This window comes from Corynebacterium sp. 51B (genome assembly GCF_008930785.1).
Lineage (GTDB): Bacteria > Actinomycetota > Actinomycetes > Mycobacteriales > Mycobacteriaceae > Corynebacterium > Corynebacterium megadyptis.
In genome coordinates, this window is record NZ_PQMK01000007.1 from 1 (window position 1) to 24,020 (window position 24,020).

Here is a 24,020-nt window from a genome sequence, read left to right on the forward strand (position 1 = left end):
CCCTTGAATCAATCCCCCTCCCCCCCTAGTGGCCCAAGGCGTTAAAATCACAGCCCTCAGCTGCATATTCCTACCTATAAGTCACTAGATATTCAGGAGACACGCTGTTGCACCGTCCCACATCGCTACAGGTAAGAGTCACCTAACCTTCAGCGTTACCTTCTCTGTGATGTTTTTTGACACACCCACATCTGCAGGCACCTATACTCCTCCGCCGACCGCGCGGAAATGGGATGCCAGGACTGCGGAGCGTGGAGCGTGCAGTCTAAAACCATTCGCCACCCGTAGCACGTAGACATTACCGCGAAGTGCTCAAGCAAGTACCGAGAATAAAAAAGACCACCTTCTATAGCGAAATACATGACGCTAGAGAGGCGACAAAAAATAACTATGCGTTTTAATCGAGAAATTCAATAGCGAGGACACTTCCAGTCCTAAGAACTACGACTTCACACCCACCACGCGATAGAACACGGGCGACCTCCCGAGCGCGCGCTAGCCAGCGTAGCTATTATTCACCCGCCGATCCGCCTTGCGCCCAGGATGGGCCGGCATCTCGGCCTGCGGATCGGGGTACCCCATCGCCACGATCACCGCAACGCTGCGATCGTCTCGCCCACCAAGGTCGATGATCTCCTTGACCGCCTCATCGTTCCACCCGGTGGTGGGGTTGGTGGCCAGCCCTTCCGCCTGTGCCGCCAGCAAGGCGGTGCCGGCCGCGAGGGTGGCGTCGATAATCGCAGCTTGTCGACGCTGCCCCGCCGATTGTTGTTGCTTGTAGCCGCGGACATAGTCCGCCTTTGCGCCGAGGATCTCCTCGGCATCCTCCGGCCACATCTCCGTGCGGCCCACGAAGATGAGCACCGCTGGGGCGTCCGCAAATTGCTGCTGGCCCGAGGAATCCGTGAGCGCCCGACGTAGCTCGGGATCAGTGACCACCACAACATCACGCAACTGCAGATTGAACGCACTCGGCGCTTCGAGCGCCGAGGACACAACCCGATCCAGCACCGCATCAGGGATTGGGATGTCCGCATAAGCGCGAACGGTGCGGCGTTGTGCAATCAAATTGTGAACGAGAGAAGACGTGTTATCCATGCCCCCTACAACAGTGAGAATCAGCTGTTATTCCAAGCCTTCATCATGCGGCCTAGCGACCGCAGAATCCATGACACACACCCCCGCCGTGTACGCGGAGCACCGGCGAAAGACCTTCCGAGCCACGCACCCGTGGCGCGACAGGCTCGCCCTCCACTGTCTCGCGCCCCCGTTATAGGGGCCCACCCGAGCCGTGAACACTCGCACACTCGCCGAGCGCACCACACCATGATCACAGCACCCTCCCCGCTCAACGACTACGTCACACCACAAGAACACCCCGCCACGCGCACGGATTCACCAGAGCTCCCACACCCCCCATCATCAAGACTCAAATCACGCTTGACACTCCCAAGGGGAACAGCAATAGTTAGGGTAGGTTCAACTAACTCGTTACTAAGGTAGGGCTCGTGAAGTTCACAACCCGTGATTTCATCAACGTCGGCATCTTCTCCGCCCTCTACTTCGTCGTCATCTTCGCCATCGGCACGATCGGCTTCTTCGGCCCCGCATTCATGTTCGTCGGCTGGACCCTCTCCATCCTCATCGATGGCGCAGTCATCGCCCTCTACTCCACCCGCGTCCCGAAAGTAGGCGCACTAGCCCTCCTCGGTCTCATCAACGCCCTTTTATTCATCGCTACCGGCCACTGGTGGGGCATCGCAATAGTCATGGTGCTACTCGGCCTCGCCGCCGACCTCCTCAAGAACAAAAACTTCCCCCTCGCCTACGCCATCTTCACCCTGTGGTTCATCAGCCCCCTCGTGCCCGCCATCGTCAACGCCGACACCTACTACGCCGAACTCACCGAACAGATGGGCGCCGAATACACCAAGCAGATGCGTGAACTATTCACCAACTGGGTCGTAGCCATCTGGTTCATCATGCTCTTCATCCTCGGCTACACCGGCGGCCTACTCGGCAAGAAACTCAATAAGCACAACTTCCAACGAGCAGGACTCGCCTAATGACCACCAGAGACTTCATCAACGTCGGCATATTCACCGCGTTGTATATCGCGGTTGTCTTGCTCACCGGCATGGTCGAATTAGCCGGTCCGGCGTTCATGTTCGTCGGCATCCTCATTGGCATTCTGGCCAACGGTGTGGTTGTAGCTCTCTACGCCTCCCGCGTCCCGAAATTCGGTGCGCTGACCCTGCTGGCGCTGATCACCAGCATTCTTTTCGTCGCATTCGGCAACTGGTGGGCCATGCTCATCCTCGCCCCGCTGCTGGGGCTTGCTGCCGATGCAATCCTCAAGGCCACGAAGAATTTCCCCCTGGCCTACGGTGTGTTCAGCATCTGGCTGGTCATCGGCTGGCTACCCGTCATCTTCAACAGCGACGAATTCTGGGCTGATGTCGCAGAGCGGATGAACCCGGAGTACGCCGACTCCATCTCCGCTGTGCTCAACGGCCCCGTGCTGCTCATCTGGGCTGTCGGCATGTTCATCGTCGGTGTCCTCGGCGGCCTGCTCGGGCAACGCCTCAGCCACCGTAATTTTCAGCGCGCTGGTCTGGCATGACCCCCATCCCCGAACCGCGGCCGCTGTCTCGTCCCGACCCGCGAACTGTGCTGCTGACGCTCATCACAATCAACGCACTGGCGCTGGGGGCGACGACGAGAACAGTAGAGATCGCCGCCGCAGTCGTCGTGTTTACGGCACTGGCGACACTGCGGCGACCGAAACCCTTCTTCGGGTTCCTCATCTTCTGGCTGTTCTTTATCTTCGGCTACGAGCTCATCATCAACGCCGGCGCCTCCACCACCCTGGCGTTGCTCTCCGGTATCGGATACTGGTTATCGCGGTTTGGCCTGGTCATCGCCGCCGCCTACTGGGCTGTGTCCTCGATCCGCCCCACCGAGCTCATCGATGCGCTCAAGCGGCTACACGCACCGAATTTCCTGGTGGTGCCGCTGGCAGTGGTCTTTCGCATGTTCCCCGTTATCGCCACCGAGGCGCGCGCCGTCGTCGATGCGATGACGCTGCGCGGCATCCGCCCCACCGGCTGGTCCATGATGGCCCACCCCCTACGTACCGCTGAACTTATCGTCATCCCCCTGCTGACCACTGTAGTCCGCGCCGGCGATGAGCTCGCGGCTGCGGCCATGATTCGTGGCCTCGGCGGGCCGCGCAAGCCGACCTCCATCATGCAACCGCGCTTCCGTCCCGTCGACGCTGTCCTCATCGTCGCCGTTATTGCACTGATCATCCTTGCCCAAAGCGATTGGGAGCTGCCGCTATGACTATCAGCGTCGCGGACGTTCATTTCCGCTACACCTTCGGCACCAACGGTGAACTCACCGAGCATGGCCTGAGCGATATCACCTTCAGCGCCGAAGCTGGCACGCTCACAGTGCTATGCGGCGCCTCTGGTTCGGGAAAAACCACTGGGTTGCGCCTTCTTAATGGGCTGGTACCCAATTTCCATCCCGGCACGCTCACCGGCACGGTCACGGTGGCTGGTACCGATGTCCCCAACCAGCCGCTGCACGATGCGCTGCTCACCTCCGCCACGGTGTTCCAGAACCCGCGCACCCAGTTCTTCACCGAAGAGGTCACCAGCGAGCTGGCCTTCGGCAATGAAAACCTCGGGATTCCGGCCGAGGACACCATCGCTCGTATTCGCGCGGCGGCGAAAGAAACCAATACAGAGCACCTTATTGGCCGAAAACTCAACGAACTGTCTGGCGGTCAAACTCAGCGGGTTGCCTGCGCCGCCGCAATTGCCAGCCAAGCACCGGTACTTCTTTTCGACGAACCCTCATCCAATCTCTCCCCGGATGCCATCGACGATTTGCACGATATCCTCGCCCACCAAAAAGCCGCTGGGCGCACCATCGTCGTCGCTGAGCACCGCCTCTACTTCCTCCGCGACCTGGCTGACCAGGTGCTCTATTTCCGCGAAGGCCGACTGGCACACCGCTTCACCGGCGAAGAGTTCTTTGCGCTTTCCGACGATCAGCGCCGCGAATTGGGGCTGCGCCGGATCACCCCACCGGAGGGCACGCATCCCCCCGCGCCACCAAAGGGCAGCACTGGCCTGCAGCTGAACAATATCCGCTTCAGTTATCTCTCGAAGCAGATTCTCGATATCCCTGAGGCATCCTTCCCAGCCGGCGCTATCACCGCCCTGACTGGGCCAAATGGCTGCGGTAAAACCACGCTGGCGCGCCTATTGTGCGGCCTGAGTTCACCGGCGCGCGGCGGCACCATCAGCATCAACGGCACCCCCATGCGCAGTGCCGCCCGCACCAAGGCCAGCTACATCGTCATGCAGGACGTGAGCCGTCAGCTCTTTGCCGAGGCCGTGGAGGACGAGATCACCCTCGGCCACACTGCCTCTGAGCGCGAGGCTATCGACGTCAGCACGCTTCTCGCCCAGCTCGATCTCGACGGGTTAGAAGATCGCCACCCCCAGTCGCTCTCCGGCGGGCAGCGGCAGCGGCTCGTCATTGCCTCAGCAATGGCCCAGAACAAACAGGTACACATCCTCGATGAGCCCACCTCGGGTGTCGGCCAGGCTCATCTGGTCGCTATTGCTGAGCGGATGCGGCAGCTTGCCGACGCTGGTGCGGTGGTCATCGTTATCACCCACGACGAGGAACTTATCGAGGAGTGCGCCGATTACGTCGTTCACCTTCCAGATATCAACAGGAAGACACATGGATAATAAATATCAGGCGGGAAAAGCCGCTCTCAATGAATTCCTCTCCCCGATCCAGAAGCAGATCTGGATTGCTCGGATCCTCTCAGCACTATCCGCAATACTTCGGGTCGCGCCCTATGTCGCCCTAATCCGGCTCGGCGAGGAGCTTCTTTCACCTACGACCGACCCTGAGCGAGTGCGCACCATCGTCTACTTCTTGATCGGCACGTTCATTCTGCAGATACTGCTGTTCACCTTGGGGCTGGCGGTCACCCACTTCGCGGATCTTAAGCTCAACCGAATTCTGCGCGACCGCATTATTGAACACATTTCGCACGCCCCACTGGCGTGGTTTAGCGATAAAAACTCTGGCCGAGTACGCAAGGCCGTGCAGGACGATGTCAAAACCTTGCACATGCTCGTCGCACACGCCCCCGCAGAAAGCACCGCAGCTGTTATCGCCCCCATCGCGCTGGTCGTTTATGCCTTTATTGTCGACTGGCGGTTGGGGTTGCTATCTATCGCCACACTGCCGATCTACATCGCGGTACAAGGCTGGATGATGTCGTCCATGGGAGAAAAGACCGCCCGCATGGATGACCACCTCGGCAACGTCTCGGCGACTGCCACCGAATTTGCCGATGGCATCGCCGTGGTGAAAACCTTCGGCAGGGTCGGCCAGGCGCACCGCCGCTACCGGGATGCCGCCAATACCTTTAGCAAGTTTTATCTCGACTGGGTGGGGCCGATGCTGCGCATCTCCGGCTTGGCCGAATCCACGATCAGTGTGTCGGTGCTCGTGTTGATCAACCTCGGCGGTGGCGCCTGGCTGGTTTCCCAGGGCTACGTGAATCCGGCCGATGTGATTGCGACCAGCCTTATCGCCCTGATGGTTCCTTTGGCCATCACCACGATGGGCACCTCCATGTGGGCCTATCAGATGGCAGGCAACGCCGCCCTACGCGTCAAGGACGTGTTAAACAGTCCCTCTCTGACTCCGCCAGAGGAGCCGGAACATCCGCGCGATAACACCGTGGAGTTCCACAATGTTTCCTTCTCTTATGGCGAGAATACGGCGCTTTCCGACGTCTCCCTGACGCTGACCCCAGGCACCGTCACTGCGCTCATCGGCCCGTCGGGCTCCGGTAAGTCAACGCTGGCCACAATGGTGGCACGCTTCCAGGATCCCACCTCTGGCACGGTGACGATTGGTGGTGCAGACGTACGGCAGATTCCTACCGCAGAGCTCTACGAGCGCGTGTCCTTCGTGCTCCAAGACCCACAATTGCCGGAGATGTCCGTGCGCGACAATATCGCTCTCGCCTGCCCAGATGCCTCCCTCGAGGATATCTGGCAGGCCGCTACTGACGCCCAGATTGCCGAGGATATTCGCGCCTTGCCTTTGGGTTTGGACACCATCACCACTGATCTTTCTGGCGGCCAGCGCCAGCGCATCGCCATCGCGCGGGCATTGCTTGCCGACGCCCCGATCCTCGTTTTGGACGAGGCGACAGCAGCAACAGACACCGACTGCGAAGCGGAGATTCAAGCAGCATTGAACCGGCTCGTCGTCGGCCGCACTGTATTGGTTATCGCACATAAGCCGGAGTCGGTTCTAGGAGCCGACATGGTGGTGCACCTTGTCGGCGGCCGTATCCACACCATCCTTCGCGGCGCGGATGTCACTACCGACGCCGTCACCGAACTCATGCAAGGAGCAGTCTCGTGAGCGTCTCCGTTATCCGCAGCCCTCTCCTCATCGGACCAATCCGCCGCCTCCTCACCGACCGTGGTCGGTCCCAGAACATCCGCCACATGGCCCTCACCACCGCGATGGGCGTGGTCGATGGTCTCGCCATGCTGGCGCTGCTGCCTACGGCAATGACGATGGCCGTCGGCGGCACGAGTTGGGGCTTCGACCTCACCGCGTGGTTATTCATCCTGGCGGGCCTTGCACTCATCAGCGCGGTACTGCGCTATCGATCGGCCATCGTGGGCTATGACGTCGCCCTCGATTTGATTACGAGCCTGCACCACCGCCTCGGCGACCGCTTAGCTGCCTTGCCGCTTGGCTGGTTCCGCTCGGAGCGCACCGGCGGGCTATCCCAGCTGGTCACCGATGGATTCATGTCCATTGGCCAAACACTGGCACACATGATGGCCACCATCTTAAGCAATGCCGCAACGATGCTCGTCATCGTCATCGGCGCATGGTTCTGGGACCCCACATTAGGACTGGCCCTCACCGCCTTCATCCCCGTGGTACTCCTCGTCAATGGACTAGCCCAATGGCTAAAAGCGAAGTCCACGGCCAATGTTGTACCGAAGACACGCGAGGTATCCCACCGCATTGTGGAATTTTCTGCCTGCCAGCCCGCATTGCGCGCGGCGGGCCGATCGAGTGAATTCGCCCCGCTGCGTCAGGCCACCGAGGCCGAAGACAAGGCCCGGCTGCGGGATTTGTGGATGTCACTGGTGCCGATTGCGCTGGCAGGAGGTGTCGTGCAGATGGTCCTGGTGGTGATGATCTCAGCGACCGCAAGCCTAGCGATCACTGACACCCTCGGCCCGTTGCAGACCATTGCCATTATCGGCCTTACCCTGCGATACAGCCAGGTACTCAATGCGCTGATGGACACGCTCATCGGTATGGACATGGCGCGGGCACCATTGGATCAAGCCATGGAGATTCTCGATGCCGAGGTTCTCTCTGAGCCATCCGCAGAAGCCGAGCTCCCCTCCCCCGGGGAGATCGAGTTCGACAACGTCAGTTTTGGCTACGACGCCGAGAGTCCGGTCATCCACGACGTGTCCTTTAGCGTCCCGCCGCGCACTATGGTCGCCCTGGTGGGGCCTTCGGGTTCTGGTAAAACCACTGTTGCCCGGCTGATTTCGCGCTTCTGGGATGTTGATTCCGGCGCCGTCCGCGTCGGTGGCGTCGATGTGCGTAAGCAGACCACCGAGCAACTCATGCGACAGATCTCCATGGTGTTCCAGGACGTCTACCTCTTCGATGACACCCTGATGGAAAATATCCGGGTTGGCCGGGAAGGCGCGAGCGACGATGAGGTGAAACAAGCAGCTGATCTCACCGGGGTGACATCTATCGCCGAGCGACTGCCCGATGGGTGGAATGCTCGTGTCGGTGAGGGGGGCCGGTCCCTCTCCGGCGGCGAACGGCAGCGTGTATCCGTGGCCCGCGCACTGCTGAAGAAAGCACCCATCGTGCTACTCGACGAAGCAACCAGCGCCCTAGACGCAGAAAACGAAGCCAACATCGTTGCCAGCGTCGACAAGCTCCGCGACGAAGCAACAGTACTCGTCATCGCACACAAACTCGACACCGTACGCGAAGCAGACCACATCATCGTACTCAGCGACGACGGCCACATCGTCGAACACGGCACCCACGCCGAACTCTACGCCGGTGGCGGCCCCTACCGGCGCTTTTGGAACCGCTGCGAAGCGGCCTCCGGCTGGAGCATCACCACCCAAGGCTAAACAGTGCCCAGTGCGTTCCCCACGTGGGGGCGCACTGGGCACTCCAGTTCTCGGTATTCTCCACGCACCAGCGCCCCTGCGGTGCGGGATTAATCACAGCAGCTTCTCAAAAGCGTCCAGGGTGCACACCCAAAGGCGACGTCCCTGCTGTGCGCACTATCGGTGATGAGCTGAGGGCGCTCAGCGCACTCGCTTGGACACCACTGCGGTGGTGTCCTTTTTCTTTGTCTTGATGCACCACGCAATGATCGCGACGCCGAGGACCGTGGAGAGCACGGAACCCTCCAAGCCGAACTCACCGCCGTTGAGCAGTGCACTGCCGCTCGGATCCGAGGACAAGATGGAGCCAGGTAGTACGTTGCCAGAGACGTGCGAGCCGTAGAGCATAGCGAGCACGAAGTTCCAGCCGCTGTGCCAGCCGGCGACGAACCAGGCGTTACCTGTGCGCCAGTACATCGTGCCGAATACGACGCCGTAGAGCACCAAGTTCACCAGACCGAAGATCGTAAGGTTCGGGTTGTTCAAGTGGATGAATGCGAAAAGGATCGACGAGAGACCGATGGCTCCTGCCACGGTGAGCCGCGAGGCATAGGCGGGGATGAGGAAGAAACGAAAGAGCAGTTCCTCGAAGAATCCTTGGAACGCGAAGAAGACACCCGCGAGAAGAAGAATCCACAGTTCGCTCGCCTTCATGGTGAACGTGACGTCTAGGGCCCCGACGATCACGTTGAGCAGGTAGACGATGGTCACGGCGGCGAAGCCGAAACCGACACCCGTGATCCAGGTGCCGAAGCGGTTCTCTCGGACCATGCCCAGGTCGGGCAGCCGCAACCGAAACACCTTGGTGAGCAGCAGGAGGCACAGGAAGACAGCAAGGATACGCCCGAGGGTGGAGCCTATGTTGATCGGGGATGCCACAGCTAGGGAGGAGACACTGGCATAAAGATCACCCATGATCCCGACGAGGATGTCGCTACAGAACACCAAGACCAGGACGAGAATCGTGGGAACAATGACACTGATGATGAGGTTCCGTGTGCGCCACGGGGCTACGTGTTCAGCGAAATCCACCGCTGGTATGAGGGGTGTCCTATTTTTCGGCAGTGCATGCCGTACCGAATTGGAGTCGTGTGGTTCTGTTGTCGGCGACATGGGAAGGTCCATTTTCTGCGGAGAAAGAGCCGCGGTAAAGACCTAGCGCTCTCACCGGAATGCGATAGGAGCGATAGGTCTGGCTGTTGGGCAGGCGCACTACTGGGTCTATGACCTCGAGGAAGAAAGTGACGTCCTACTACCCACCACGATACACATCCAGAACGGTGATCAACGGTTCCGCTCGGCGGGCTTATGTAGGGCGCAGCAGGAAATCTCCAGCATGTTCTCGCTACGGCCCCTCCCCATTACGTTATTCGCACCCCAAAAGTGAGAATAATCTCGTGTATAAGGCACTCCCATCGAGGTAATGAGAGCTGCTGTGAGTCGGCGAGCCGGTGGAATGAGGAGCGCTCTAGTCGTAACACTGGGGTGCCAATCTCTGTGCACGCGGCCGCAGCGGGCAGAGCGGCAACCTAGCGCAGCTATGAGCCCCATCGCAGCGAATGTGCGAATCATCCACGAGGCTCTGGAGAAGTCCATCATCACTCGGCGATACAGTCCCACCGACAGAATCTGGCGACGACGCACAGCACCTTGATACCCCATGTCCTCAGCCGAAGATCTCGTCCTGTGCTCATGCTCGACATCGGTCAAGCAGTGCCGTCCACCATGGAGGCGGATTCACCGAGAGGGTAGCTCACACGGCATGCCATAGGCGAGCAGACGAAGACAGAATCACTGAAGCTGTGCGACACGTTCAACCACGCCCTTCAACGAACACTCGGAGTGGAAAGAAGAGACAGCAACAATGGCGACCTGCGCAGAGCCGTCGATGCTGAAGGAGTGGCACGAGATCTTGGGCCTTCCGGCCGACGAGGACTCGATCGAGGAAGCCTAGCAGAAGACGCATCTGGGGCAACGGCTGTGTGCTCAGACAGAGGACTGGACGAAGAAGCACGAGCAGAGCCATCTTCACGGCATCGAGATCGCGACCGAAGAAATGTAATCTAGGGTCGATCAGGTCGATGCGGATGCAGCAGGTGCAGGAGGGGACGCGGAGGAGTTCGATCCGGACAAGCCTCCGATGGCATCCGCCAGCCGAAAGGAGTACTACCGGCTGGCGGATGCTCGGTACAGCGACTCTCGCGGACCACGAATGTACTAGAAGACGCGCCAGTCCCGCAGCATGCCTCACAATGAATCGACTACGGAACTATGCCCTACAAGATATCTACACAGCAAGAAACCCCCGACTTCCAATCGGAAGCCGAGGGTTCTCGGAAAGTGGTAGCGGGGGCAGGATTCGAACCTACGACCTCTGGGTTATGAGCCCAGCGAGCTACCGAGCTGCTCCACCCCGCGTCGGGTGCATATATGCACTTGTTGCTGTTCCGCGCCTTGCGGCCCGTCTCAGCGACGTGTGATTACTATACAGAGGAATAGCGCATCATCCAAATCGCTCTGTGTACTGCGGATTCTCGGCACTACCTCGCTGGGATAGACCACACTATCTAGCCCACCCATACCCGGCGCGCACCACCGCACACACTTCCCCAAGAACCACCTAAAACACCGCCTCAAACACCAGCGCCCACAACCCCGAAGGGCTGTGGGCGCTATAAGCGGCCGTACTACGTAGCGCTACATGGCGCTAGTTCTGGTAGTTCTCCTGGTAGTCACGCACTGCATTATCGAGTTCGTCGAGGGCACGACCGTACTCTTCGTTCGAACCATTGCGGGCGTCTTGCAGGTTCTCGAGGGCGCGGTTGATGCGATCAATGGCTTCGCCCTGATCGCCGCTTCCGCTAGCAGGACCGCTCGGGGTGTCCGCGCTGTCATCCTTTTTATCTTCGGCGGATGCGTCCTCGTCCTTCTTTTCGTCCTCGGGCGTGGCATCGTCCTTGCCAGTGTCGACGGTTTCGGCCTCGTCTAGGTCGGCGGCTTCCTTCGGGTCGATACCCACTTGGTCGAGGGCCTCGGCGATGGTGGGCGCGTAGCCCACCTTGCCGTTGTAGGAGATCAGTACGCGGAGCAGCTTCGGGAAGGCCGAGGCCTGGTCCTTACGCTGGGTGTACACCGGCTCCACGTAGAGGATCTCTCCCCCGCCCACGGGCAGGGTGAGGAGGTTACCGTCGATCACCTTGTTGGTGCGCTCCCAGAGGGAACGGTCACGCGCGATCTGATCGGAGGAGATCATGGTGTCCTGTGCCTGGCGCGGACCCTGCGTCTGGGTGTTCGTCGGCAGCACACGCAGCGTGATGTGGCCATAGTTGTCCGGGTCGGAGGACACCGCCATGTGTGCGGAGAGGAACTCGCGCTTCAGACCACGGAAGGAGGTGATCATCTGGAAGCTGGGCTCGCCCGTCTTCGGGTCGGCGGCGACCACATAGTAGGGCGGCTGGGCCAGTTGGCGTCCCTCGTTGCCGCCAGCTTGTTCGCTGGTGCGGGTTTCCGTTGCGGTCGGATCCGTGGGCACAGACCAGAACGCATCGTTGTTGAAGAACACGCCCGGATCATCCACGTGGTAGCGAGTCATCAGCTCGCGCTGCACCTTGAAAAGATCCTCGGGGAAGCGCATGTGGTCCATGATCTCGGGAGAAATCTCGGACTTCGGCTTCACCGTGTTCGGGAAGATATCGCTCCAGGCCTTGAGTACGGGATCCTGCTCGTCGAAGGCATAGAGCTGGACGTCGCCGTCATAGGCGTCCACCACTGCCTTCACGGAGTTACGGATATAGCTGACCTGATCGTTAAAGAGCAGCTGGTTAGTTCCTTCGGGGTTGCGGGCATCCTCGGTGACGTTGGTCAGCGAGGTGCGTTCCGCATAGGGAAGGTTCGCGAGGGTGGTGTAGCCGTCCACGATCCACTTGATGCGTCCATCCACCACAGCCGGGTAGGTCTTGGAGTCGGTGGTCAGCCACGGCGCCACCTTCTTCACGCGCTCGCGCGGGTCACGGTTGAAGATGATCTTCGAATCGCTGCCCACTCGATCGGAGAGCAAGAGGTTGAGCTCCTGGTAGCGCAGCGCGAAGGCAGCACGGTTGAACATGTTGCCCACGTCCACGCCACCCTTGCCGTCGTAGGTGAAGCGGTCGGTGTCGGTGTCGTACTCCACTGGGCCGGCGCCGGTATCGCCCACGATGGAGTAGTCCACATTGGCGGGGACCTCACTGATCACCGGGCCGTAGTAGGTACGTGGCTGCTTCGCCTCGATACCGAGTTTCTTTACTTCTTCATCGTTGCGGTTTTGCTTCAGCGCCTGCAGATCGGAGACGTTGTACACGGGATAGCCGCCGCGGGTGGATCCCACATCGCGGGCCACCTCATCCACCTGGTTGGCGGGGGCGGCGATGAAGCCATTGCCGTGGGTGTAGACGGTGTGGCGGTTAATCCAGTCGCGCTGGTTATCACTCAGCGCGTTCGGGTCCATCTCGCGGACGGTCACCACATAGTCGCGCAGCTCCCCATCGGTGGTGTAGCGGTCGATGGCGAGGGTGTCGGGGAAGCCATAGAAGTTACGCAGCTGTTGCTGCTGGGTGAAGGTGGCGGCAAGTACCTCGGGGTCGAGGAGGCGGATATTGGACAGGGTGGCACGATCATTCGCCACCTCTTCGTCGGTAGCGCCCTTCGCTCCCCAGTTCTCCATGTAGGTGACGTTGTCGTCGGTGAGGTTATAGGCGTAGCGCGTGGAGTCGATATTGCGCTGGATGTACTCGCGCTCCTTCTCCGCACGGTTCGGCTTCACCGAGAACTCTTCAATAATCAGCGGATAGGCCGTTCCGATCACCACTGCAGAGAGCACCATCAGGCCGGTGGCCAGCGCGGGAATGCGGAGGTCCTTGAGCACCACCGCGGAGAAGAACGCAATGGCCACCACGATGCCGATCACCATGAGCAGGATCTTGGCGGGAAGAATGGCGTTGATGTCGGTGTAGCCACCGCCGGTAAACGTTTCATTCTTACTAAATAGCAGCGAGTAGCGCTCGAGATAGTAGCCGGCTACCTTCACCAGCATCCACAGCCCAGCGGTCACGGTCAGCTGCACCTGGGCGGAGGTGGAAATAGAGGCACGCACCCCCGTCATGCGGTTACCCACACGGATACCTCCTAGGAGGTAGTGCCCGATGAGGCCGATGAAGAACGCAATGATGAGAAATACCGACAGGTAGGACACGATCAGCTGCAGCATGGGCAGCACAAAGGCGTAGAAGCCGAGGTCGTGGCCGAATTGCGGATCGGTTTCCCCGAAGCTTTCTCGGGAGAAGAACATCAACACGGTGCGCCACTCGCGCTGCAGCGCGAAGCCGCTGAACAGTCCCAGCAGCACGGGCAGCCCGATGAGCACACCCCGTAGGGAGGATTCCAACACCTTGCGGTATTGGTGAATCGGGTTATTCGGATCGATCGCCTCAAGGGAATCGGGGCGATTTTTATAGGTGACGTATCCGGCGATGAACGCTATGCCCCCGGCGAGGATGGCGCCCACAAAGAACAAGGCGATGCGGCTGAGCACTACCTTGGTGAACACTCCGGTGAAATCTACTTCCTGAAACCACAGCCAGTCGGTGTAGAAGCCGACGACCATGGGGGCGATCACCACAAGAGCGATAATGATGCCTAAGGTCCAGCTGAGGGCCTTCGGTGGGCGTTTAATGGGCGGGCCGGACGAGGGCCGCTTATTCGACAACGCTATTCTCCTTGATGCACATTGTTAGGTTAAGTCACGCTCTATCAACTACGGTTCCCGTACCGTTGGGCGCGAGAGTGAGTCAACGTGAGCGTGGGTGAGGCCAGCCAGCGGATGCGGTGCGCATAGTGACGTATGTGGACCCCCTCATGCTGCTCGAGGACGTCCCGCAGCCACACCCGGCTCCGGCACATCTCACACTCATATCTACCAAAACTGCATAGACAGTTCACCACATTACGTAATCCAAGGAAGCCATGAGCAATCACGACGAATCTGCAGCCACCTATTTTCTGCCGCAGGCCCTCAACAAGGCCATGCTGGAGGCAGTCGAGTTCATCCACGCCGAGGGCTGGGACGCCACCCCTACCCTGTTCGCGCTCGTTCCTCGCGAGAGGCTTATCGACGCTCTCCCGGAGGACATCGATGACTCGCCCTTCGTTCTCGTGGTGCAAGATAACCTGCCCGAGCACATCCAACCGGGCTCCGAGGAACTCGGCGATTATATTGCCCGCATCATGTGGCCCGAGGGCGTGGAGGGCGCGGTGCTCGCCCAAGAGATCATGTTTAAAGACAGCGCAGAGCACGCGGATACGACGGCCCGCCCGGCGCGACTGTTCTCCGGTGTGGTGCGCGGCGGAAGCGATCTGACTCTGCTGCAGCTGCGCCCCACCGAGGAGGAGCTGGAGGCCAAGGGGGCCTTCGCGGAGGACGATATTGAGCTCCGCGGCGGCGCCGGGGTGGCCCCAGGCGTGATTGCCGCGCTGCGCTATTCCTTCGAGGAGAATGTGGACTAGGCCCCGCTCCCACCGCGGGCACAAGATTCCAAGCGGCCGGTATGCGTGAACTAGCATGGGTGGTGCGCTGTGCTCTAGGTCAATGTTCTTATATAGCGTGCGTATCGATTGTGCATCCACGCGGAGGAAAAACACTGTCATGAAAGATTCTCGGATTCTGCCCCTGATGGCACTCGCCCTCGCTGCTGCGCTCACGGCGGCGGGATGCTCGGATTCGGGCGAGGCCTCGGATGTAGCGGAGAGCTCCTCCAGTTCCACGACCTCGACTCACACCTCGGAAACATCCTCGGCAGAGAGCGAAGACAGCACCGAGATGGTGTCGACAAGCACAACGAGCAGCACCGACACACGGGACTTTAAGGATGCCTCCATCGGCAAGGCCTACGAGAAGTACGGCGATCTAGCGCCGCGCGAGCTCTTTGAGCAACTCAATGACTGCCAGCCGAATGGCCTGCCGAATTCAATTACGTGTACCGGCCCGAAGGTGGGCACGTTCCAGTTCATGAGTTCCAAGCCGAAGGCGATGTCGGTGATGCAGGCGCTGACCGAGTTTTCGAATTCGCAGGTGGTGGACAAATCCGAGGATCGCGTGGTCGGCTGGTCCATTATGGGCACCACGGCGATTGTCACCGTGGTGAATAAGGACAAGGGCCTGATTCTGCAGCAGATGGTATCCACCGATGATGTGGATCCGGAAGAGCGCATCTATGAGCTGGGGCTTGCCGAAAAGCCCGGGACCGCGGAGAGCGAGCCGAAAGAGCCCGAGGAGCAAGACTCCGATAACGCGGCTGCCACCGACGATGAGGAGAATAACGCGGACTCCGAGGAATAAGGACTCAGCGTCCTAGAACCCAAGGCCCAAGCGGCGGCTATCCACAGGTGGGATAGTCGTCGCCATTTTTATAGGCCTGCATGGACTCGATGGCGCCGGCGAGATCGGTGACCTTGATGATGTCCATATCGCCGTGATCGCCCTTGAGCGCCTCCGCGCAATTGGCTTCTGGGGCGAGGAATACCTCCGCGCCGGCATCCCGGTGGGCAGCCGTGACCTTATGCTGGATGCCGCCAATGGGGCCGACGGTGCCGTCATTACTAATGGTGCCGGTGCCGGCGACATGCAAGGAGGCATTAATGTCTTCGGCAGATAGCTTCTCCACCACGGCGAGGGTGAAGATCAGCCCCGCGGAGGGGCCGCCGACGTCCTCGAGATGGAAATCCACATCGAGGTTGTCGCCCGGAACTGCGCTCATCACCACGCCCAGCAGCGGCGTGCCCGGGGCGCGGGGGTTGTCCCCCAGCTCGACGGTGACGGCCTGTTCTGTGCCGTCCTCATTACGCAGGGTTACGGTGACCTCATCGCCTACCTCATGAGATTGCACCGTCTCGCGGGCCTGCTCGGGCGTGGTCACTGGGGTGTCATCGATAGCGAGCAGCACCTGGCCTGGCTGCACCTGCCCCTCGGCAGCGGAGCCCTCGGCCACGGAGAGCACCTCTACCTCGGTGGGGCGGTTGAGATACCCCATCGCCGCCACCACCGCCGCCGATTCGGAATCCACAAAGGCCTGCTGATTGATCTCACGGACTTCTTCTTCCGTCTTATCCCGCGGAAACACTGCCTCGATCGGCACGATCGTGTCATCGCTGAACAACCAGCGCCCCATGGTTTGGGCCAGCGACATATTGTGGCGCACCACCACCGTGGTCATATCGAGGTTGCCCGTGGTCGTCTGGGTGGACGCTCCCGTGATCTCCACGACCGGCTCCCCGGAAAACTCCGAGAGCACATCGTAGGTGGGGCCGGGCCCCTCGGCGGCATAGGGCACCGTCAGCGAGATGTCGGTGCCAGGAACGTGATCGAGGTTGGCGAGCACGGCAAGCACCACCACTGGAATGGCGCCGTAGGTCAAGGTGCGCTTACGAGGATTCACGACTGACCACATTACCTTCCCCACAGCACGAGGCTTCAACACTTGCGGCTCGCGCCCTGTTCGCTCTCAGCGTGGCTGTCTCGCTAGCAAGCGCAACTCCGTGCGCGGTAGATTTGGTGCCATGAGCCGTAACGGATTTGGATTTTCCTTTGGTAATGAAGACGATGACGATGACCGCCGTCGGGATGGCCAATCGCCCTTTGGCATGTTCTTTTCCGGAGGCTCGGGGGATGACCCCAAGTTTGTATCCGGTGGTTTAGGCGACATGCTCAACCAGTTTGGGCAGATGCTCAGCGATATGGGCTCGAGTATGAACGACCCCAACTCGGAGGGGCCGGTGAATTATAGCCTTGCCGAGCGTATCGCCCGCCAAGCCGCGGGATCGCCGGGCCCGGTACGGGCGAATGACGCCGAGGCCGTCCGGGAATCGGTGCGGCTGGCGGAGCTCTGGCTTGACGACGCCACCCAGCTGCCCACCTCGGAAGCCTCGGTGCAGGCGTGGAACGCCCACGATTGGCTCGAGCACACGCTGCCCATGTGGAAGCGTTTTGTGACGCCTGTGGCCGAGCAGATGAACGAGGCGCAATTCGATAATGTGCCCGAGGAGGCCAAGGAGATGATCGCGCCGATGCGCGGCATGCTCTCTCGGATGTCCTCCATGAATTTCGGTATGCAATTGGGTAATGCGCTCGGCGAGCTCGCTACCCAGGCGCTCACCGGCTCGGACTTTGGGCTGCCCGTCGCCCCGCGTGATACCACCGCGGTGCTGCCGCAGAATCTGCAGACCATGTCCAAGGATCTGGGAGTGCCCGCCCAGGAAGCGCTGGTCTATCTCTGCGCCCGCGAAGCCGCCCGGCAGCGCCTATTCAAACACGTGCCCTGGCTGGTGGAGCGTCTCGTCTCCTCGGTGGAGGAGTACGCCGCCGGTCTCGTGATCGACACCTCCAATGTGGAAGAGGCGATGCGCGAAATCCAGACCGAGGCCCAGGACCCCGAGGGCATCCAGGAGGCCATGGCCCGGTTGCAGGGCATGGACCTCTCCCCCACGGTCACCTCCCGCAATGCCGCCGCGGTCAGCCGTTTGGAAACGATGCTCGCTCTCGTCGAGGGCTGGGTGGAGCTCGTGGTCACCGAAGCCATGGGCGATCGCGTGCCCTCGACCGCGGCAATGAATGAGGCGTGGCGCCGCCGACGCGCCACCGGCGGCTCCGCAGAAAAGGCCTTCGCCAAGGTGGTGGGCATCGAATTTGCCGCCCCCAAGGTGGCCGAGGCCCAGGAGCTGTGGCGCCGCGTGGAAACCGCTGTGGGTATCGAACGCCGCGACGCGGTGTGGGATCACCCCGACTTCCTGCCCGTGGCCGAGGACTTGGATAACTCCGCCGAGTTCATCGACGGCCTGCTGGATTCCGAGGACTCCGGCGATTTCGATCCCATCGCAGAGATCGCCAAGCTCGAAGAGGAACTCGCCCGCGAGGCCGAGAGCACGGACTCCGGCGCTGCGGATGCGGACGCCAAAGATGCGGACGCTCAGGACAGCGACGATAAGGACGAGGATGATAAGGACAGCGGCCGCGACGCCTAGCCTCCGCTAGGCCTCCGGCTCCTCCTCGCGGAGCGGGCGCTCGTCCATAAAGCTGAGGGCTTCCAAAAAGCCCTCGGCTTTTGCCGTGTGTGGGTAGCGCTCTACCCACTGCCGAAACTCGGGGCCGTGGCCACCGGGAACGAAGGTGTGCACCATTTCGTGCACGATCACCGCATCCACCACATAGCTGGGCAGTGGCTGCAGCCGGTGACTCAGCCGGATCGTGCCATCGGCGGGAGTGGTGGATCCCCAACGTCGGCGCTGATTATGCACCCAGCGGATGGAACTAACTCGCGCCCGCGCCTCCAGATAGCGTTCATTGAGCTCCGCGGCGCGGCGCTTTAAGGCGGTGTCATCCTTGAGCTGGCCACGGGAGTGCTTCGCTTCGACTCGGCGCAGCAAAGAGGCCACCATCTCGCGCTCTTGGCGCGCCGTCAATCGGGCGGGAATGCGCACCACATAGCCATCGCCGCGGGCCTCGATGGCCGCGGTCTTCTTTCTTCGCGCCGATCGAATGACTGTCACTGCGGGCTGCTCTGTACTCACAAGCACGCCAGTGTAGTCCGCTCGGCTGCGCGGGGCGGGTGAGTGTAGTAGAACTATCCCCAGACACGGCGGCCGCGGCCGCAGCCAGTGCAGAACGGGGTTTCGGGGGGAACGTCTTATGCAAGCACCAGCGGAGCATCACGACACCGCAGCACCACGCGCCATCGTGCGCCTGCGCGAGGGCATTTCTGTGTTCATCCGCCCCTGCGGGGCACTGCAATTCGGGCAAAACCCGCAGACCGCGGTGGTCATCGACGAATTCAGCCCCGTCATGGGCGCCGCCATTGCCCGCTGCTTCCGCCGCGTCCATCGGGCAACACCGCGCACCCAACTCAGCACCTGGCTCGAAGAGGCCGGTATGGCCGGCAGTGCGGCGCGTTCGCTTATCGACGATCTCCTCCAGCACCGCATCCTCGAAGCCTGCCCCGACAGCGGCCGTACCGCGAGCCTCATCGGGCGTTCTCCCCTCGCCACGCAGGTGGCGGGCGTGCTCAGCGCCACGGGTGTGAGCCTGCACCAGCCGCAGCACCCAGATTTTCTGGCCCCTTTCGTGCACGATATTGCGCAGCTGCCCACCCACCCGGTGCTGGTGATTGATGAGATCAGCCAGCATCGCTTCCTCGCCCCGCTGCTCACCCAGCTCATCACCGAGGAGCAGCCGCTGATTGTGGTGGACGTGATCGACGGGCACTATTGCATCGGCCCGATGCGCCGCGGCACTCGCGGGCCGTGCCCCTTATGCATGGAGCTCTATCGCAGCGACGCCGATCCCGCATGGTCGGATATCGTGGCCCAGCGCGTCCCGCACAAACTTCAGCCCAGCCCCATCACCACCACCGCCACCGCGGCCGTCATCGCGGCCCTCGTCCAGGCGATCCACGAGGGCAGCCAGCCGGAGCTGGTGCGCGCCGGCACCCGCTGGACGGTCACCCACACGGCGGTGCAGGAAGACACGGTGGCGGCCCATCCGATCTGCCCGGTGTGCTTCGAGGCCTCCCAACGGCGGCCGCGGGCGAGAACGGTGAGTGAGGGCTAGCGCAGCTCGTCGAGAAGCTGCAAGAGCGACTCCCCGAATTGCTCCACCTTCATCGGCCCGATCCCTGAGATATCCAGCAACTCGGCTTTGGTGGAGGGCATCTCCTCGGCGATCGCGGTGAGGGTGGCGTCGGTGAACACGATATAGGCGGGGGCGTTGAGCTCCTCGGCCTCGGCGCGACGCCACTGCTTAAGCCGCTCAAAGATCGCCGCATCCGCCCCTGAGGGGCAGTCCTCGTGGCGGCCGGCCACCTTGTCCTGCGGGGTGAGCAGCGTGGTGCCGCATACGCGGCAGCGCTTGGAGCGCTTGGAGCGCGGCGGCACAGAGGACAGATCCACCTCCGGCACCACATCATCAAGAAAGCGGCTTCGCTTCCGCGAGGCACGCCCGCCCTCTTTGCGGGCCAGGGCCCAAGAACAGCTCAGATGCTCACGGGCACGGGTAATGCCCACATAAAACAGGCGGCGTTCCTCCTCGATCGCCTCGTTGCCGGCCTTGATGGCGTGGCTGATCGGAATGGTTTTTTCCACCAGCCCCACCACAAACACGGCATCCCATTCCAAGCCCTTGGCGGCATGCACGGTGGCGAGGGTGACGCCCTGCACGGTGGGATCCTGCTTCGCGGCAGCGCGCTGATGCACCTGATCCATCACGGCCTGCAATCCCCAGTGGGGATGCGAGGAGGCGAGATCCTCGATCACATCCGCCAGCGCCTTCAGCGACTGCCAGCGCTCCCGCTGCTTCGCGCCTTCCGGTTCCTTCTCGCTGAGGCCCACATCGGCCAGCAGATCGCGCACATAGCCTGTGAGCTCCACGCCGCTGGGCCCGATGCGCTGCAGCTCCTCTTCGGCCACACCGGCGGTGCGCTCCACCTGAATCTGGCGGTTGAACTTCTGCGCGGCGCGCACCAGCAGCGCCATCGCTTGGCGCACCTCCGGCCGCTCATAAAAGCCTTCGCCTTGCTGGACTTGGTAGGGGATGCCGGCGTCGGCAAGCGCCTGCTCATAGATGGGCGACTGGGCGCGAATACGAAAGAGCACGGCCATCTCCGAGGGCGGTACTCCCTCCTGCATCAGCTGCTGGATTTTTTCCACCACCCCACGGGCCTCGGCGGATTCATCCGGGTAGGACTGAAAACTCGGCGCGGGCCCCGAGGGGCGCAACCCCTCCAGCCTCAGCCGGGTGCCGGCGATGCGGCCGCTGGCGCGCGCGATCACGCTATTGGCCACGGAGGTGATCTCTGGGGTGGAGCGATAGTCGCGTTGCAGGCGCACGGTGGTGGCCTGGGGATAGCGGCGCGGGAAATCCAGCAGATAGCGCGGAGTGGCGCCGGTGAAGGAATAGATGGTCTGGTTGGCATCGCCCACCACGGTGAGATCGCTGCGATCCCCGAGCCACGCCTCCAATACCCGCTGCTGCAGCGGGGTGACATCCTGGTACTCATCAACCACGAAGGTGCGGTACTGATCGCGGAACTCCTCGGCCACCGCGGGGGCGTTCTCCAGCGCCCCAGCGACGTGGATGAGCAGGTCATCGAAGTCGAGCAGCACCCCGTCCTTGGTGTTTTTTAGCTGCTCATAGCGCTCATAGGCTTGGGCGATCTTCGCCGGATTCGCTGGGGCGGTGCGCAGCGTCTTTTCCACCTCCGCGGGATAGGACTCGGGGGTGAGCAGGCTGGCTTTGGCCCAAGAGATCTCGCCCAGCACATCGCGGATGGATTCCGTGGAGGTATCCAGGCCCACCGCCCGCACCGCCCGGGCTACCGCGCCGAATTGATTGTCCAGCATCCGCCACGGCAGATCGCCAGCGATCGAGGGCCAAAAATAGGCCAGCTGGCGACGGGCGGCGGAGTGAAACGTTCGGGCCTGCACGGCCGCCACCCCCATGCTGCGCAGCCGCTCCCGCAGCTCCGCCGCGGCACGGGTGGTAAAGGTGACCGCCAGCACCCGGTTGGGCGAGACCATGCCTTCGTTCACGAGATTGGCGATGCGATAGGTGATGGTGCGGGTTTTGCCGGTGCCCGCGCCGGCCAGAATGCACACGGGGCCGCGGGGCGCCGCGGCGGCACGGCGCTGGTCCTCGTCGAGGTCATCGAGGCTGAACATGGCGTCGAAAAGCACCTTCCCTAGGGTTGAGTTCTGGTTGTTGAGGCGCGCAGCGCCTCGAAGAGCCTACCTGCTGCCCAGGCATGCATCATGCTGTGCGCAATCGAGCCCACACGCGGCTGCGGGAAGCGCTGCTCGCGAATATCGCTCGCGCTCACCCAGCGGGTCTCACGCAGCTCATTATCGGTGGCGCAGTGGGCCTCCCCATCAGCGGTGGTGCCGTACATGCCCAGCATCAGCGAGCCCGAGAGCGGCCAGGGCTGGCTGGACACATAGCGCACCTCGCCGAGACGCCGGCCGGTTTCCTCCAGCACCTCCCGAACGAAGGCGGCCTCGATCGACTCGCCCGGTTCCACATAGCCGGCGATGAGCGAAAAATACTGCGAGCGCTGCGCATTGCGCCCGACGAGGATGCGGTGCTGGTCCTGCAGCTCCACCACGCCGATCACGGCAGGGTCGATGCGCGGAAACACCCAGCCACTACTCCCCCGCGCCCGGGCGGAGTCGGCGGCATAGTCCAAGGCGGAGCCATCGGCGGGGTGAAAGTGAGTGCTGGCTTTGGACTTCACCAGAGCAAGGGCGCGCAGCAGCTCCCCTTCTCCGGCGATCGAGCCCTCCCAGAACTCGGGATCACCGGGGCCGCACAGCGTAGCTCCCGCTGCTGCGGCGCGCTCAAGAGCGGCGGCATCGGCCTGCACGGCATAGAGCTGGCGGTGCTTATCGACGCTCACTCGCTGTCGCATCGCCTCGGCACTGATACCGCAGCGGCGCAGCTCGGCGCGGCCGAGCTGTGCCGCGATGGTGTGGTGCGGGCCAACGAGAAGGTAGCGATCGGCAGACTGATCCGGCACGGGTTAGGTGCTTTCTCCGCGCGGCGGCTCGGTATCGGGGATATCGGCGGAAAGCACGCGGCGCACATAGAGCAGCCGGTCGCCCGGTTCGACGGATTCCGCCTCTTGGGCGTCGATGCGGTAGAGCTTGCCGGAGCGCACCACGCCCAGCACAATATCGGCGAGGTGGCGGGGGTTGGCGCCCACCTCGTCTTCTTTGACCATGCGCTCGGCGATGGAAAAGCCTTCGCCCGGGGAGAGGAGATCTTCCATCATCTCCACCACGGGCGGGGTGACGGTAGCCAAGCCCAGCATGCGGCCGGCGGTCTCGGAGGAGATCACCACCGAATCAGCGCCGGATTGCTCCACGAGGTGCAGGTTTTCGGACTCGCGTACCGACGCCACGATCATCGCCGAGGGGGCGATTTCACGCACCGAGAGGGTGATGAGCACCGCGGCATCGTCTTGATTGGGTGCCACCACCACGGCCCGGGCACGGGAAACTCCGGCCAGCTTGAGCACATCGGATTTCGTGGCGTTGCCTTGGACCGTCACGAGGTTGTGCCCCGAGGCGCGCTCGAGTGCTTGGCGGTTGGTATCAACCACCACGATCTGTCCGGGCGGCACACCATCGGCCAGCAGCGCGGTGACTGCGGAGCGTCCCTTGGTGCCGTAGCCGATGACCACTGTGTGATTGCGCAAGCGCTTCCTCCATCGTTGGATTTGTAGGGTGCGGCGGGATTCCTCGGTGAGCACCGCCAGCGTCGTGCCCACCAAGAGGATCAGGAAGGCGATACGCAGCGGGGTGACCACAATGACGTTGAGGAGGCGGGCCCGGTCGGTCACTGGGGCGATATCACCGTAGCCGGTGGTAGAGAGCGACACCACCGAGTAGTACAGCGCATCGAGAAAGGACAGCGGCTCGGTGTAGCCGCCGCTATCGAAGTACACGATCACCGTCACCGTGAGGATGAGCACGATGGCATACACCACGCGGCGGGCAATGAGCAGCCACGGCGAGGAGCGCCTGTCCTCCGGGATGCGGATGATATTCAGCAGCGCATAGTCCGGCAGATCATCCAGCTCGGTCGGGCGGCGTACCACGGGTTGCCTCGCGCGGGCTCGGGATCCGAACCTTTTACGCATTCTCGCCACGGCTATATCC

At 61.9% G+C, this 24,020-nt stretch carries 18 protein-coding genes and 1 tRNA gene; 10 read left to right on the forward strand and 9 right to left on the reverse strand.

Going from position 1 to position 24,020, the window contains the following annotated elements; all coding sequences use genetic code 11:
* Window positions 1-495 precede the first annotated feature (495 nt).
* Complete coding sequence (locus tag GBB14_RS08685) at window positions 496-1,098, reverse strand: nitroreductase family protein (RefSeq protein ID WP_151529444.1); 603 nt, start codon at window positions 1,096-1,098, stop codon at window positions 496-498.
* A 410-nt stretch (window positions 1,099-1,508) separates the two neighbouring features.
* Here GBB14_RS08685 and GBB14_RS08690 point away from each other — a divergent pair, with 410 nt between their 5' ends.
* The 6 genes from GBB14_RS08690 (at window position 1,509) to GBB14_RS08715 (ending at window position 8,249) form a co-directional block, all read left to right on the forward strand.
* Complete coding sequence (locus GBB14_RS08690) at window positions 1,509-2,066, forward strand: MptD family putative ECF transporter S component (protein ID WP_151529445.1); 558 nt, start codon at window positions 1,509-1,511, stop codon at window positions 2,064-2,066.
* Window positions 2,066-2,623 carry an MptD family putative ECF transporter S component gene (locus GBB14_RS08695; RefSeq protein WP_151529446.1) on the forward strand — a complete coding sequence of 186 codons (558 nt, stop codon included), beginning with the start codon at window positions 2,066-2,068 and terminating at the stop codon, window positions 2,621-2,623. Before GBB14_RS08690 ends, GBB14_RS08695 begins: the two co-directional genes overlap by 1 nt.
* Window positions 2,620-3,345 (forward strand): energy-coupling factor transporter transmembrane component T, encoded by a 726-nt coding sequence (locus GBB14_RS08700; RefSeq protein WP_151529447.1) that lies wholly within the window; start codon window positions 2,620-2,622, stop codon window positions 3,343-3,345. Before GBB14_RS08695 ends, GBB14_RS08700 begins: the two co-directional genes overlap by 4 nt.
* Entirely contained in the window at window positions 3,342-4,772 is a 1,431-nt protein-coding gene (locus GBB14_RS08705; protein ID WP_151529448.1) for an ABC transporter ATP-binding protein, read from the forward strand. The genes GBB14_RS08700 and GBB14_RS08705 overlap by 4 nt, the downstream gene beginning before the upstream one ends.
* A complete protein-coding gene (locus GBB14_RS08710; protein ID WP_151529449.1) occupies window positions 4,765-6,477 on the forward strand; it encodes an ABC transporter ATP-binding protein in 1,713 nt (570 codons plus the stop codon). The genes GBB14_RS08705 and GBB14_RS08710 overlap by 8 nt, the downstream gene beginning before the upstream one ends.
* Before the next feature lie 86 nt (window positions 6,478-6,563).
* A complete protein-coding gene (locus GBB14_RS08715) occupies window positions 6,564-8,249 on the forward strand; it encodes an ABC transporter ATP-binding protein (RefSeq protein ID WP_370513652.1) in 1,686 nt (561 codons plus the stop codon).
* A gap of 180 nt (window positions 8,250-8,429) precedes the next feature.
* Here GBB14_RS08715 and GBB14_RS08720 read toward each other — a convergent pair whose 3' ends face one another.
* The 3 genes from GBB14_RS08720 to GBB14_RS08730 form a co-directional block, all read right to left on the reverse strand.
* Complete coding sequence (locus tag GBB14_RS08720; protein WP_192796191.1) at window positions 8,430-9,320, reverse strand: CPBP family intramembrane glutamic endopeptidase; 891 nt, start codon at window positions 9,318-9,320, stop codon at window positions 8,430-8,432.
* 1,309 nt (window positions 9,321-10,629) lie between these two features.
* Window positions 10,630-10,706, reverse strand: a tRNA-Met gene (locus GBB14_RS08725).
* Window positions 10,707-10,995: 289 nt separating this feature from the next.
* Entirely contained in the window at window positions 10,996-14,037 is a 3,042-nt protein-coding gene (locus GBB14_RS08730; RefSeq protein WP_370451596.1) for a UPF0182 family protein, read from the reverse strand.
* Window positions 14,038-14,288: 251 nt separating this feature from the next.
* On the opposite strand from GBB14_RS08730, the gene GBB14_RS08735 reads away from it, so the two are divergent.
* A complete protein-coding gene (locus GBB14_RS08735) occupies window positions 14,289-14,828 on the forward strand; it encodes a PPA1309 family protein (RefSeq protein ID WP_151529452.1) in 540 nt (179 codons plus the stop codon).
* Window positions 14,829-14,967: 139 nt separating this feature from the next.
* Window positions 14,968-15,660: a hypothetical protein gene (locus GBB14_RS08740; RefSeq protein ID WP_151529453.1), complete on the forward strand. Its 693-nt coding sequence runs from the start codon at window positions 14,968-14,970 to the stop codon at window positions 15,658-15,660.
* A 37-nt stretch (window positions 15,661-15,697) separates the two neighbouring features.
* Here GBB14_RS08740 and GBB14_RS08745 read toward each other — a convergent pair whose 3' ends face one another.
* Window positions 15,698-16,756, reverse strand: a complete 1,059-nt coding sequence (locus tag GBB14_RS08745; RefSeq protein WP_370451594.1) for a PDZ domain-containing protein — start codon at window positions 16,754-16,756, stop codon at window positions 15,698-15,700.
* A gap of 121 nt (window positions 16,757-16,877) precedes the next feature.
* Between GBB14_RS08745 and GBB14_RS08750 the strand changes: the two genes are divergently transcribed.
* Entirely contained in the window at window positions 16,878-18,338 is a 1,461-nt protein-coding gene (locus tag GBB14_RS08750; RefSeq protein ID WP_151529455.1) for a zinc-dependent metalloprotease, read from the forward strand.
* A 6-nt stretch (window positions 18,339-18,344) separates the two neighbouring features.
* On the opposite strand, the gene GBB14_RS08755 is transcribed toward GBB14_RS08750, so the two are convergent.
* Window positions 18,345-18,884, reverse strand: coding sequence for a SprT-like domain-containing protein (locus GBB14_RS08755; RefSeq protein WP_225976678.1), 540 nt, complete (start codon window positions 18,882-18,884; stop codon window positions 18,345-18,347).
* Window positions 18,885-19,002: 118 nt separating this feature from the next.
* Between GBB14_RS08755 and GBB14_RS08760 the strand changes: the two genes are divergently transcribed.
* A complete protein-coding gene (locus GBB14_RS08760) occupies window positions 19,003-19,920 on the forward strand; it encodes a TOMM precursor leader peptide-binding protein (RefSeq protein WP_151529457.1) in 918 nt (305 codons plus the stop codon).
* Here the strand turns inward: GBB14_RS08760 and GBB14_RS08765 are convergent.
* From GBB14_RS08765 to GBB14_RS08775, 3 genes are read right to left on the reverse strand one after another with little or no spacing between them, the layout of a single operon-like run.
* On the reverse strand, window positions 19,917-22,025 hold the full coding sequence (locus GBB14_RS08765) for an ATP-dependent DNA helicase UvrD2 (RefSeq protein ID WP_151529458.1): 2,109 nt from the start codon (window positions 22,023-22,025) through the stop codon (window positions 19,917-19,919). The genes GBB14_RS08760 and GBB14_RS08765 overlap by 4 nt on opposite strands.
* Window positions 22,026-22,045: 20 nt before the next feature.
* Entirely contained in the window at window positions 22,046-22,876 is an 831-nt protein-coding gene (locus GBB14_RS08770) for an NAD(+) diphosphatase (RefSeq protein WP_225976677.1), read from the reverse strand.
* Between the two features lie 3 nt (window positions 22,877-22,879).
* Window positions 22,880-24,001: a TrkA family potassium uptake protein gene (locus tag GBB14_RS08775; RefSeq protein WP_151529602.1), complete on the reverse strand. Its 1,122-nt coding sequence runs from the start codon at window positions 23,999-24,001 to the stop codon at window positions 22,880-22,882.
* Between the last annotated feature and the right edge of the window lie 19 nt (window positions 24,002-24,020).